This is a genomic window from Amycolatopsis rhabdoformis, assembly GCF_035918295.1.
GTDB lineage: Bacteria > Actinomycetota > Actinomycetes > Mycobacteriales > Pseudonocardiaceae > Amycolatopsis > Amycolatopsis rhabdoformis.
Map to the genome: position 1 here is coordinate 2,362,541 of NZ_CP142149.1, position 12,290 is coordinate 2,374,830.

13 protein-coding genes are annotated in these 12,290 nt (G+C 72.8%); 6 read left to right on the plus strand and 7 right to left on the minus strand.

Features of this window, described 5'->3' with window-relative positions; translation table 11 throughout:
- The first annotated feature begins 15 nt into the window (after positions 1-15).
- The 4 genes from VSH64_RS11080 (at position 16) to VSH64_RS11095 (ending at position 3,063) form a co-directional block, all read left to right on the plus strand.
- Positions 16-1,467: a lactate utilization protein B gene (locus VSH64_RS11080; RefSeq protein WP_326837935.1), complete on the plus strand. Its 1,452-nt coding sequence runs from the start codon at positions 16-18 to the stop codon at positions 1,465-1,467.
- Entirely contained in the window at positions 1,464-2,045 is a 582-nt protein-coding gene (locus VSH64_RS11085) for a LutC/YkgG family protein (protein ID WP_326835453.1), read from the plus strand. The genes VSH64_RS11080 and VSH64_RS11085 overlap by 4 nt, the downstream gene beginning before the upstream one ends.
- 152 nt (positions 2,046-2,197) lie before the next feature.
- On the plus strand, positions 2,198-2,857 hold the full coding sequence (locus VSH64_RS11090) for a response regulator transcription factor (RefSeq protein WP_326835454.1): 660 nt from the start codon (positions 2,198-2,200) through the stop codon (positions 2,855-2,857).
- Between the two features lie 35 nt (positions 2,858-2,892).
- A complete protein-coding gene (locus VSH64_RS11095; protein WP_326835455.1) occupies positions 2,893-3,063 on the plus strand; it encodes a hypothetical protein in 171 nt (56 codons plus the stop codon).
- 174 nt (positions 3,064-3,237) lie between these two features.
- On the opposite strand, the gene VSH64_RS11100 is transcribed toward VSH64_RS11095, so the two are convergent.
- Together VSH64_RS11100 and VSH64_RS11105 are read right to left on the minus strand one after the other, a co-directional pair.
- Positions 3,238-3,600: a response regulator gene (locus tag VSH64_RS11100; RefSeq protein WP_326835456.1), complete on the minus strand. Its 363-nt coding sequence runs from the start codon at positions 3,598-3,600 to the stop codon at positions 3,238-3,240.
- 375 nt (positions 3,601-3,975) lie between these two features.
- Positions 3,976-5,496, minus strand: a complete 1,521-nt coding sequence (locus VSH64_RS11105) for a GAF domain-containing sensor histidine kinase (protein WP_326835457.1) — start codon at positions 5,494-5,496, stop codon at positions 3,976-3,978.
- A 336-nt stretch (positions 5,497-5,832) separates the two neighbouring features.
- Here VSH64_RS11105 and VSH64_RS11110 point away from each other — a divergent pair, with 336 nt between their 5' ends.
- Together VSH64_RS11110 and VSH64_RS11115 are read left to right on the plus strand one after the other, a co-directional pair.
- Positions 5,833-6,042: a hypothetical protein gene (locus VSH64_RS11110; protein ID WP_326835458.1), complete on the plus strand. Its 210-nt coding sequence runs from the start codon at positions 5,833-5,835 to the stop codon at positions 6,040-6,042.
- Positions 6,039-6,221 carry a hypothetical protein gene (locus VSH64_RS11115; RefSeq protein ID WP_326835459.1) on the plus strand — a complete coding sequence of 61 codons (183 nt, stop codon included), beginning with the start codon at positions 6,039-6,041 and terminating at the stop codon, positions 6,219-6,221. The genes VSH64_RS11110 and VSH64_RS11115 overlap by 4 nt, the downstream gene beginning before the upstream one ends.
- A 273-nt stretch (positions 6,222-6,494) precedes the next feature.
- Here the strand turns inward: VSH64_RS11115 and VSH64_RS11120 are convergent, their stop codons facing one another.
- Genes VSH64_RS11120 through VSH64_RS11140 form a run of 5 tightly spaced genes read right to left on the minus strand, consistent with a single transcriptional unit; the run spans position 6,495 to position 12,183 of the window.
- Positions 6,495-7,850 carry a purine-cytosine permease family protein gene (locus VSH64_RS11120; protein WP_326835460.1) on the minus strand — a complete coding sequence of 452 codons (1,356 nt, stop codon included), beginning with the start codon at positions 7,848-7,850 and terminating at the stop codon, positions 6,495-6,497.
- A gap of 60 nt (positions 7,851-7,910) precedes the next feature.
- The gene (locus VSH64_RS11125) at positions 7,911-8,294 is read right to left on the minus strand and encodes a nuclear transport factor 2 family protein (protein WP_326835461.1); all 384 of its coding nucleotides are present in this window, start codon (positions 8,292-8,294) and stop codon (positions 7,911-7,913) included.
- Positions 8,295-8,319: 25 nt separating this feature from the next.
- Positions 8,320-9,531, minus strand: a complete 1,212-nt coding sequence (locus VSH64_RS11130; protein WP_326835462.1) for a metal-dependent hydrolase family protein — start codon at positions 9,529-9,531, stop codon at positions 8,320-8,322.
- On the minus strand, positions 9,528-10,631 hold the full coding sequence (locus tag VSH64_RS11135; protein ID WP_326835463.1) for a DUF917 domain-containing protein: 1,104 nt from the start codon (positions 10,629-10,631) through the stop codon (positions 9,528-9,530). The genes VSH64_RS11130 and VSH64_RS11135 overlap by 4 nt, the downstream gene beginning before the upstream one ends.
- The gene (locus VSH64_RS11140) at positions 10,618-12,183 is read right to left on the minus strand and encodes a hydantoinase/oxoprolinase family protein (protein WP_326835464.1); all 1,566 of its coding nucleotides are present in this window, start codon (positions 12,181-12,183) and stop codon (positions 10,618-10,620) included. The genes VSH64_RS11135 and VSH64_RS11140 overlap by 14 nt, the downstream gene beginning before the upstream one ends.
- Positions 12,184-12,290 lie beyond the last annotated feature (107 nt).

A 12,290-nucleotide genomic window follows, 5' to 3' on the forward strand; every position in this document is an offset into this window, starting at 1 on the left:
GCCACGTTCGTCGGCATGCCGGCGTTTCCGGCGGCGGCCCGGGAAGCGCTCGCGGACAGCCAGCTGCGGCGGAACCTGGCCCACGCCACGGGCACGATCCGCGCCAAGCGGGCCGCCGTGGTCGGTGAGGTCGAAGAGTGGGAAGAGCTGCGCCTGGCGGGCGCGGCGATCAAGGACAACACGCTGCGCCGGCTCGACGAGCACCTGCTCACGCTGGAGGCGGCGTTGCAGGAGCGCGGCGCCACCGTGCACTGGGCGCGCGACGCGGTGGAGGCGTGCGAGATCGTCGCGCGGATCGCGCACGGGCACGGGGTCGACGAGGTCGTGAAGGTCAAGTCGATGGCCACGCAGGAGATCGGGCTCAACGAAGCGCTGGCCGCCGAGGGGATCACGGCGTGGGAGACGGATCTCGCCGAGCTGATCGTGCAGCTCGGCGACGACCTGCCCAGCCACATCCTGGTGCCGGCGATCCACCGCAACCGCGCGGAGATCCGGGAGATCTTCCGCCGCCGCATGGCCGCGGCGGGCCGGCCCGCGCCCGAGGACCTCACCGACGAACCGGCGGAGCTCGCGAACGCCTCGCGGCTGCACCTGCGGGAGAAGTTCCTGCGCGCGAAGATGGCCGTGTCCGGGGCCAACTTCGCGGTCGCGGAGAGCGGGACCCTGGTGGTGGTCGAGTCCGAGGGCAACGGCCGCATGTGCCTCACGTTGCCCGAGGTGCTGGTTTCGGTGGTGGGCATCGAAAAGATCGTGCCGACGTGGGGCGATCTCGACGTGTTCCTGCAGTTGCTGCCGCGCTCCAGCACGGGGGAGCGGATGAACCCGTACACCTCGACGTGGTCGGGTATCACGCCGGGCGACGGGCCGCAGGAAATGCACGTGGTGCTGCTGGACAACGGCCGCACGCGCGCGCTCGCCGACGAGGTGGGGCGCCAGGCGCTGCGGTGCATCCGCTGCTCGGCGTGCCTCAACGTGTGCCCGGTGTACGAACGCACCGGCGGGCACGCGTACGGCTCGGTGTACCCGGGCCCGATCGGGGCGATCCTCAACCCGCTGCTGAAGGGCGTGGGGGTGGACGAGCAGACGGACTCGCTGCCGTACGCGTCGAGCCTCTGCGGTGCCTGCTTCGAGGCGTGCCCGGTGCGCATCGACATTCCCGAAGTGCTCGTGCACTTGCGCTCTCGCGTCGTCGACGCCCATCGCGGCGGCACCCCGAAACCCGAGGCGGTGGCGATGAAATCCGCGGCCTGGGTGCTCGCCGACGCCCGCCGGCTTACGCTGGCCGAGCGCGGGATGGGGCTGGCGGGCAAGGCGCTGAACCGCTTCGGCCGCGCAGTGCTGCCCGGTGGCCGCCGGGCGCTGCGCCGGCTGCCGTGGCCCGCTTCGCTGTGGACCGGCGCGCGCGACCTGCCCGCGCCACCACCGGAGTCGTTCCGCGCCTGGTGGCGCCGGACGGGCCGCCGATGAGCGCGCGCGACGAGATCCTCGCGGCGGTCCGCGGCGCCCTGCGCGAAGCCGACCGCACCGAGGCGCCGGTGCCCCGCGGGTATCGCACGGTGCCGGCGCCGGCCGACGTGGTCGGCCTGTTCATCGAACGCGTGGTGGACTACCGGGCCACGCTCAGCCGGTGCGCGCCGGGGGAGCTGGCGGACACCGTTCGCGCGGCACTGGGCTCGGCTCGGGTGGTGCTGGTGCCGGAGGGCTTCCCGGCCGAGGTGGGTGGCGTGCCGGACGCGGCGGACCTCGATGCGTGCGACGCGGTGGTGACCACCGCGGCCGTCGGGATCGCCCGCACCGGCACGCTCGTGCTGGACCACGGCCCGGGCCAGGGCCGGCGCGCGCTGAGCCTGGTGCCGGACCTGCACGTGTGCGTGGTGCGCGAGGACCAGATCGTGGCCGGGGTGCCCGAGGCCGTCGCGCTCCTGGACCCGGGCCGGCCGCAGACGTGGATCAGCGGCCCGAGCGCCACGAGCGACATCGAGCTCAACCGGGTCGAGGGAGTGCACGGGCCGCGGACTCTGCACGTGGTGCTTGTCGGTCCGTGAGCGTCGAGGGGTTGGGCGGGCCGCGGACCCGGCGGGATGCTCGTCGGCCCGTGAACGGCCGACGGGTGGTGACCACCGCAGGGCTATGGCACGATTTGTCCGTGTGACTTCCGCGGCATCCGAGCAGCACCGCGGCGAAAGCGGTGGTGGCGATGACGGTGCCGCGGGTGGTCCTGGCCGAGGACGACGTACTTCTGCGCGAGGGCCTGGCCAGCCTGCTCGACCGCTCGGGGTTCAGCGTGGCCGGCCAGGCCGGTGACGCGACCGCGCTGCTCGACCTCGTCCGCGAACACCACCCCGATCTGGTCCTGGTCGACGTCCGCATGCCCCCGACGCACACCGTCGAAGGGCTGGACGCCGCCCGCACCATCCGCGAAGAGCTGCCGTCCGTCGGCATCCTGGTGCTCTCCGCCCACGCCGACGTCGGCCACGCCATGGAACTCCTCGCGGGCGGGCGCGGCATCGGCTACCTGCTCAAGAGCCGCGTCGCCGACGTCGGCGAATTCCTCGACACCCTGCGCCGCATCGCCAACGGCGGATCCGTCGTGGAGCCGGCCCTCGTGCAGGAACTCGTCGGCGCCCGCCACCGCAACGACCCGCTCGCCGCCCTCAGCGCCCGCGAACGCGAGGTGCTCGGCCTGATGGCCGAGGGCCGCTCCAACGCCGGCATCGCCCGCCGCCTCTGGGTGACCGAGGGAACGGTCGAGAAGCACGTCCGCAGCGTCCTGGCGAAACTCGACCTCCCGGAAACCACGGACGACCACCGGCGCGTGCTGGCGGTGCTGACTTATCTGGACAACCGGCAGGGGTGAGGGCCGCGCGTTCGGCTGGGGGTGCTGAGTGGGCCGTGAATGGCCCGGGCGGACTGATCCGTCTCGCGCAGGAAACCGTCAGCGCGATTCTCGCGGCCCACGAGCGCAGCGTGCTGGTGAAGCCGTACTTGCCGGCGATCACTGACGACGATCGGCGGGCGCTCGCGGTGGCGTTGTGCCGGCCGTGGATGGCCCGACTGGACTGATCCGCCGCGGCCGGAAGCGTCACTTCGGTCCTCGCCGATCCGGGCCCCACGCCCTGGCAAAACCGGATCTATCCGACATTGCGGATGACTACCGCTGCCGGCTCTGCCGACTGATCCAGACAACCGCCAGGTCTGAGCGCAACCGGCGCTCAGCCGACGGTGCTCGACCGGCCGTCAACCGACCGTGCCCAGCAACCCGTGGATCGCCCGCGCGGACAGCACCGCCTTGGGCAGGAATCCCACCGCGGGGCCTTCCGCGATCACGTCGCGGTAGTCCTCTTCCTCGTGGGTCGAGATCACGATGATCTGCGAGGAGCCGCCGGCCTCGGTGCGGGCCAGGCGGCCCACGAGGTCGAGACCGCTCTCGCCGCCGAGGTTGATGTCGACCAGCACCACGTCGGGGCGCAGTTCGGTGACGGACCGGATCGCCTCCGCCCCGCCGCGGGCGACCCCCGCCACCGTGACACCTTCGCGTTCAAGCAACCGACGCGCCGCGGCCAGGAAACCCGGGCTGTCGTCGACGATCAGGCACCGCACGTGTTCACCCTCCCAGAACCACGCAGTACGCGCATTCCCGCTAACCGGAACGGCCCCGTCCCGTGACCCCGTCCACGTACACCTGGTCGAGCTGGTGCAACCGGATGCGCCGCAGCGATTCCGAAAACGTGCACGCTCCGTACCAGAACCAGCCGCAAGCGTCGCAGTGGCTGTGCCAGCGTCCGCAGCGAGTGCAGTACCTGTTGTTCGCGTGGTGGTGGACTGTCATGACCGGACTTCTTTCCGAGGAACTCCTTGTGCCCCCGACTGGTCACCCAGTGTGGTCCACCGACGGGGCCGCCGTCGTCCACGCGAGCGGGAATCCCCGGGCCCGGCCAGCGGGTAGGCGATCTACCGGCTGGCCGGTATGCCCGCTCAGCCCGCCGGCCCGGCCAGCGGGAACCGCACGCGCACGGTCGTGCCGTCGCCGGGCGGGCTGTGCAGGAAGATCCGGCCGCCGAGGGCTTCCACGCGGTCCTTCAGCCCGGCGAGGCCGGTGCCGCGGGTGAAGTCGGCGCCGCCCGCGCCGTCGTCGTGCACCGCGATGCGCAGCTCGTCGTCGCGGCTCTCCACCGACACGGTCACGGCGGCGTCGCTCGCGTGCTTCGCCGTGTTGGCGAGCGCCTCGGCCACCACGTAGTACGCGCCGACCTCGATCGCCTCCGGCAGCCGCCCGTTGGTGCGCAGGTCGAGGTCGATGGTCTGCGGCGAGCGCCGGGCCAGCGCCTTGAGGGCCGCGACCAGGCCGAGTTCGGCCAGCACCGCCGGGTGGATACCGCGGGCCATCTCGCGCAGCTCGTCGAGCGCTTCGGACAGCCCGGTGGCGATCCGGTCGAGCTCGCCGCTGGCCTCGGCGGACTCGGCGGGGATGAGCGCCTGCACGGCCCGCACCTGCAGGGCCAGCGACACGAGCTGCTGCTGGGCGCCGTCGTGCAGGTCGCGCTCGATGCGCCGCCGGGTCCGGTCGGCGGTGGCGACGATGCGGGCGCGCGAGGCCCGCAGCTCGGCGCGCGCCTCGGCGTTCTCGATCGCGGTCGCCACGAGCTCGGTGAAGTTCGCGATCTGCGCCTCGGTGTCGTCCGGGAACCGCTCGGTGCTCTTCGTCGACGCGGCGATCACGCCCCAGATCCGGCCGGACACCACGATCGGGCAGCCGACCGACGAGCGGATGCCCAGCTGGCGCGCCTCCCGCGCGATCGCGCCCGTCTCGCCCCAGAAGCTCGCGAGCCGCACCGGCTGGCCGGTCTGGCGGATCTCGCGGGCGACGCTGAGCCCGTCGAGCTCGATGCGGGTGCCGACGGTGAGGTGCACCGGCACGCGGGTCCACGCGGCGACGCCGGTGACGGTGCCGTCCACTTCGTACCGTTCCATGCGCGCGAGATCGGCGCCGCACAGCAGGCCGACCTCCCGCGTCACGGCCTCGAACACCTCCGGCGGCGAGACCGAGCGCGCCACGAGCGTGGCGACCCGGCGCAGCGCCGACTGCTCCTCGGTGAGCCGCCGCGAGATCGACGCCGTCCGCTGCAGCCGCGACGCGAGGGAGCCCACCACCACCGCGGTGATGAGGAAAACGCCCAGCGCCACGGCTTTCTGGGCGTCGACGATGTGCAGCGCCTCCTGTGGCGGCGCGAACAAGATCGTGTAGACGGCCACGCTCAACAGCGAGGTGCCCACCGCGAGCGCCGTCCCCCAGATCACCGCCACCGGCAGCACCACGATCAGGTACAGCATCAGGAGCGACACGGAGTCGACGTGCGGCTCGAGCAGCAGCGCGACGCCCGTGATCGCGCCGACGGCCACCACGGCCGCGAGCGCGCCACTGGAGCGCCGCCGCATGCGCTCTCCGGTGCGGCGGCGCGCGACCGAAGCCTCTGTGGACACAGTCTCTGTGGACACGCCGCACCACCCACGCCGAGGATAAGCCGCGCTCCGGTGGACAGCCAGCCCCCGCGAAAGTCGCGCTAGCGGGGGAGGGGGACTCCAGGTGGCAGGAATGCGGCCCGGCGCCCGCTCCGGCGATCCTGTGAGGACTCGAAAGCCACGGCGGTAGCCGGCACCGGGACGTCATGATGTCGCCCGCCTCCTCGGAATTCGCTCCGGATCGGAAGGTGGAATCGTGATGCGCCAGCACGGCTACCCCGGCCGGGACGCGGCCCCGCCCCGCCGCGTCCCGGCCGGGTCCCGGCACCGGACCCGCCCGGGCCCGCCGCCTGCCCGTGGCGACGGTGCGCCATGACCGACCCCGTGCCCCGCTGGGGGCTGCAGCTGTTCGGCTGCCCGTGCTCGATCTGCGGCCGCCCGGCCGAGCGCCTCTGGTTCCTCGCCGACAGCCGCGTCGTCTCCCACCCCGGCGGCGGCCCGCTGTGCCGCCTGCCCAACCCCGAGCCCGAAGCGGACGTGCCGGCGGCGGCCGTCCCGCGCCGAGGCAGGAGGGCGGCATGACCGACCAGACCTGGCCCCGCCACTGGTGGTCCCGCGACCAACTGCTGAGCTGGGAAGAATTCGACCTGCGCCGCCAGGCCACCCGCCTGGGCCTGCCCGCCGACTGGCTGCGCGAACGCCCCTCCCGTGACCCGGACCCACCCTGCCCCGACTGCCAGGAATTCCCCGGCAGCGCCTGAAAACCGGGACGACCCGCCGTCCCCGCCCAGCCGCCCGGCCGAAGTCGTGTGTCCCCCGCCCCGCGACGTCGGCCGGGTTCCACTTTGTGCGGGATCGGTTAGTGTCGGTACGCAATTACCCGGACATTTCGGGCCGGGTTTTTCACGACGTGGTCCAAGTCCTGCGCGCCGCCGGCTGCCCGGCCTGGTCATCGGGTCGAAACGCCACGGTCTCGACCCGATGCCCGCCGGCCGCCGTCGTCCTGATCAGCCGAAGGCGCCGGCCGGCGCCGGTCAGGAACCCGTGTGCTCGCCCCGGAAATCGGCAGGGGCACCCTCGCGAGGTCCCGGTCCGGGCTCCGCCGGCGCGACCTGCCGGCGCACCAGTCCCGCCTTCCCGGCCACCACGTACAGCACGAAAGCCACGACCAGCGCGGTGATCGCCGGGCTGCCGAAGTCCAGCAGCGCACCGGCGAGCGAGGCCAGCACCCACACGACGAGCGTGGCCGGAACCCAGCGGGGCGCCTCGGGCGGGAGCTCGTCGGTGGCGCGCCCGCGATCCAGCAGCGGCCGGGCCGACCGCACCACGAAGTACTCCGCCAGCATGATCCCGGCGACCGGCGGGAAGAGGTACCCGAGAGCCGAGGCGTACGCGGTGAACCAGTCGAGCGCGCCGAACGCCGCGGTGACACTGCCGACCACGCCGACGGCGATCGTCACGGCCGCGCGGTGCACCTTGCGGCGGAAGATGATCTCCACGAAGGAAACGAGCGCGAGGCTCGCGCTGTAGAGGTTCCAGTCGTTGATCTTCACCGTGCCCAGCAGGATCACCAGGACGCCGATCCAGCCGACGGACGACACGATGATCGCGATCACGTCGCTGGAGCCGGCGGCGTGGGCCAGCAGCACGCCGGCGAGACCGATCACGTACTCGCCGAGCGTGATGCCGACGACGGTCTGCTTAACCACGTCACCGACGGAACGGTTGAAGCGCGCCATGTCGGGGGTGATCACCGCGCCGGTGATGAACGAGCCGGCGACGAGCGCGGCACCCTGGGCGAGCGTCATCGCCGGGCCCGGCGGCGGCGAAGCGACCAGCTCTGACAGGGAATGCCGCGACAGCTCGGTGCCGACCGACCACGCCACCAGCGCGAGGAACACCGGCACGGCGAGGTAGGCCGTCCACGCCATCGACGTCATGCCGTAGACCACGATGCCCGTGACCACGAGGCCGAACACGAGCGCCCACGCCCACAGCGGCAGGCCCCCCAGCAGGGACACCAGGCCCTGCGCCGAGACGCCCGATTGAACGCCGAACCCGAGCGTGATCGACAGCCCCAGCACGAGCGACAGCACCGCCGCGCCGCCGGTGCCGAAGCCGGTCCACCGCGCCAGCAGCGCGGTCGGCAGTCCTTCGCGCACGGCGATCACGCCGACCAGCACGGAGACGAGCTCGATCACCAGCGCGCCCAGCGTCAGCGCCCAGAACGCGGTCCAGAAGTGCATGCTGTAGCCGAGGGTGGCCCCGATCAGGAACTGGATCAGGGCCGAGAGCTGGCCGAACCGCTGCACCGCGATCCCGAACCAGGAGCGGCGCGCGGTGAGCGGCACCCGCGCGAGGGAGTAGTCGTCGGAACCCGCCGAACTCATGGTTGCCTCCAGGCTTGCTCGAAGTGGTGGATCCCCCCGGTGATCTCCCCCTGGCAGAGCTCAGGCCTGGTGCGCGACGCCTTCGGAAAGGTGCGCGTGCACGACTTTCCACTCGCCGCCGACCCGGCGCAGCACCGCGGTGAACCGGGCGTCGATCACGCCCTCGTCGAGCAGGTCCACTCGCGGTGAGTCGAAGATCCAGGCGACGTCCCCGTGCGCGAAGCCGCGCGGGTCCGAGACCAGCACCTCGCGCGGCTGGTACCGGCGCAGGTGATCGAGGAACTGCGTGAGGGTGAGCGCGCCGTCGGGCCCGGAGGCGACGGTGTGGACGAAGTCCTCGTCCTCGGTGTGGGAGTGCTGCGTGATGAAGTCGATGTCGCGGCGGTGGCCCGCGGCCAGCCAGTCCTTGACCAGGTTCACGACTTCGTCCGGCGCCGTTGCCATGGGGTGCTCCTCGGGTGTCGGGGGTTCAACGCGAGCGGACGAGGTGCCCGCTCTGGAAGACTTCGGTGATGCGCTTGCCGTAACCGGTGAGATCGAGCGGGTCGCCGTCGACCACCACGAGGTCGGCGATCTTGCCGGGTTCCACGGTGCCGAGCTCGTCGCCGAGGCCGAGCAGCTGTGCGGCGCGGGCGGTGCCGGCACGCAGCGCGTCCACAGGGGACAGGCCGGCCTCACCGAGCAGGGCGAGCTCGTCGAGGTTCGAGCCGTGCGGGAACACGCCGCTGTCGGTGCCCAGCGCGATCGGCACGCCGGCGTCCACCGCGCGGCGGATCGAGGCGAGGTGCTCGGCGGTGACCGCCCGAGCCTTGTCGAGCACGGCCGGCGGCAGGCGCGTGGCACCGGTGTCGACGTCCCGCAGGAGCGCGCGTCCCGCGATCAGCGTCGGCACGAGCCAGGTCCCCCGGGCGAGCATCAGCTCGATCGCTTCGTCGTCGAGGTGCACGCCGTGCTCGATCGAGTGCACGCCGGCGCGGACGGCGTTCTTGATCCCGGCGGTGCCCTGGGCGTGGGCCATCACGCCGAGCCCGGCGGCGGCCGCTTCCGCCACGCAGACCTCGATCTCTTCGGGGGAGAAGTGGCCGTGGCGCGGGTCGTCGCTGGGGGAGAGCACGCCGCCGGAGGTGCAGATCTTGATCACGTCGGCGCCGGCGCGCACGAGCTCCCGCACCCGGCGGCGCATCTCGTCGGGCCCGTCCACGATCATGTCCGGCCGGCCGGGGTGCGGTACCAGCAGGCGCACGGTTTCGCCGCTCGCGCTCCAACCGTCGGTGTGGCCGCCGGTCTGGCCGAGCACAGTGATCGCCGTGCGCAGGCGCGGTCCTTCGATCAGGCCGTCGGAGAGCGCTTTCTTCATCCCGGCGTCAGCGCCGCCGGCGTCGCGCACGGTGGTGACCCCGGTGTCCACAGTGGCCGCGAGATTGCGCGCGGCGGCGTAGAACTGGTACGAGAACGGCTCGTGCTGCATGCGGAACGGATCGACGCCGGAGAACACCACGTGCACGTGGCAGTCGAGGAAGCCGGGCAGGATCGTCCGGCCCGTCACGTCGATCTCGGTGTCGCCGTCCAGACCGGGCCCGACCTCGGCGATCCGGCCGTGCTCGATCGCCACGTCGCCGTCGGCGGGCAGCGCGCCGGTGCCGTCGAGCACGCGGCCGCCCCGCAGGACCGTCCGGGTCATCGAGCAACTCCCTCGTTCACAGCGGTGTCCGCCGCGGTCTCGACGGGTGTGAAGTCCACGTCGTACCCGAACCGCCGTGGGCCGGACGCGCGCAGGCCGGCCTCGGTGCGCCACCGGTCGTCGCACGGCAGGCCGATCACCGCGATGCGGTAGCCGTACCGCAGTTCCTCGGCCGGGATCGGCGCGCCGGTCTCGCGTTCGAGCGCCATCAGGAGGTCGGGGGTGGTCGCGACGATCCGGCCGTCGCGCCGGCCCACCAGGTACTCGTTGCGGAAACCCAGCCGGAACTCCTGGCCCGCGAACGCGTCGAGCCCCTGCACCACGGCCTCGCCGACGGTCCAGCCGCCCTCGGTGGCCCGCTCGACCCCGACCACTTTCCCGTCGAACAGCCGCGCGCCACCGCGTTCGGCGACGACCGCGTCCACCGGCGAGGTGTGCTCGGCCCGCGCGGTGCGCACGACCTTTCCGAGCCGGCTCGCGAGGCTCAACGCGCCCCGCACCAGCCACTGCTTCGCTTGCGCGCCGGTCATCGGGTAGAGCGCCGACATCATCACGCAGCCGGACGTGATCATCGCGGCCCGCGCGATCCGGTCGGCCCAATCGTTGGACTCCGCGGTGATCACCAGCCGGTTGCCGTGTTCGTCCACCAGCGACATCGGGGTGGTGGACGCGCCGTAGAGGGCCGGGGTCACGAGGTCCAGCGTCGGGAAGGCACGGCCCATGCCGTCGGCGTCGAGCATCGGGATGCCGCGCAGCGCCGCCGCGGTCACCGGGATCACCGCGTTGAGCCCGCCCGCCTCGGCGGGCGCCACGTGGGTGAAGCGATACCCCACGTGCTGTTCCAGCGTCTCGAGCGCGGCGACGATCTCGCTCGCCCGCGGCAGCTTCTCCACCACGACACTGGGCGCGCCCATGCCGGCGACGAACGCGACGCGCGCGTCGTCGGGGATCTCGGCCACGTCGAGCAGCGACACCGGACCGTGCTCGCGGATCGCGAGCCGGGCCATCAGCTTGCCGAGGTAGGGATCACCGCCACCTCCGGCGGCGAGGATCGTGGCGCCGGTGACCAGGTCGTCGAGGGCCGGTTCATCGAGCTGCATGGCTGTGCTCCTCCTCCGCCGCGGCGAGGGTGCCGAGGTCGCCGACGGCCCGCACGCGGACCCTCGTGGTGTGCTGCAGGTAGGCGAGCGGCAGGTCTTCCTCGTCGACGATCCGCACCGTCCCGGGCACGGCGCCGGCTTCGGCCGCGCGGTCGCGGGCGGTGCGCCGGGCCTCGTCGAGCACGTCTTCGCGGGTGCGCTCGGCGAGGGAGTAGATCCGGTCGACCTCCGCGCCGACGTCGGCGGTCGCCGCGCCGACCGCGTTGGCCACGGCAGCGTGGCCGGGCCGCAGCACCGCCGACACGCCGGGGATGTCGTCGCCGACCACGAACGCCCCGCCGCCCACGCCGATCAGCGGGATCGCGGCGGCGCTGAGCTTCGCGCGCTCCACGGCCTCGGCGATCCGGTCGTGGACGTGGGCCAGGACCCGGCCGGTGAACTCGGCCGCCAAGTGCGCGACCCGGGTGGGATCGCCGACCTCGGTGAGCCCGGCGGCGACCGCGACGTCGGTGAGGGTGAGCGTGTCGCCGCCGAAGACCAGCGCCCGCTCGGTGAGCCGGTGACCCACGCTCTCGGGGCCCACCGTCACCCGGCCGTCGTGGTCGGTGACCAGGCTGCCGCCCCCGATGCCGAGCGAGACGACGTCGGGGATCCGGAAGTTGGTGCGCACCCCGGCGAGCGAGATCGCGATGGCCGACTCCCGCGGGAACCCGCCCTGCACCAGCCCGATGTCGGTGGTGGTGCCGCCGACGTCGGCGACGATGCAGTCCGCTTCGGCCGACTCGAAAGCCGCGCCGCGCATGGAGTTCGTCGGTCCCGACGAGATCGTGAGGATCGGGTAGGCCCGCGCCAGCGCCAGGTTCATCACGGTGCCGTCGTTCTGCGAGAGGAACAGCGGCACGGTGAGCCCGACGTCGGCGAGCGCGCGGGCGAACCCGGTCACCACGCGCTCGGCGAGCGGTCGCAGGGCGGCGTTGAGCACCGCCGCGTTCTCGCGTTCGAGCAGGCCGAGGCGGCCGATCTCCTGTGACAGGGTCACCGACGCACGGGGGCGCACCTGCCGGATCAGGTCCCGCGCGGCTCGTTCCGCGTCCGGGTTGACGGGCGAAAAGGTGCCGCTCACCACGAACTCGCAGCCCTCGGGAGCGTCGCGCGCGATCCGGCGGACGGCGTCCGCGTCGAGGTCACGCAGCGGCTCGCCGGTGAACTGATGCCCGCCGCCGACCACGTGGGCCTGCGCGCGCACCGCGCCGACCAGGGCCGGCGGCCAGTCGGTGAACGGTTCGAGTGTCTGGGGCGGCGTGGCCAGCCGGATCACCACCACGGGCGCGAGGCGGCGGGCCTCCACCAGGGCGTTGACGAACTGGGTCGTGCCGATCACCACGGCGTCGACCGCGCTCGTGCCGACCTGGTCCACCACCGCGGCGAGCGCCGTCGCCACGCCGGTGAGCACGTCGGGGGTCGTGGCGGTCTTGCGCCAGGCGACCACGCGTTCGCCGTCGAGCACGGCCGCGTCGGTGTTGGTGCCGCCGACGTCGATTCCGATCCGCATCGTTGTCCTTCCCGGGCCGCGGAGCCGAAGCCGCCGAGATCCAGTAAACAGAACGTGAATCCAGTAAACTGAACACTGCACTTGCGGCGTACGGTACGAGCCGAGCT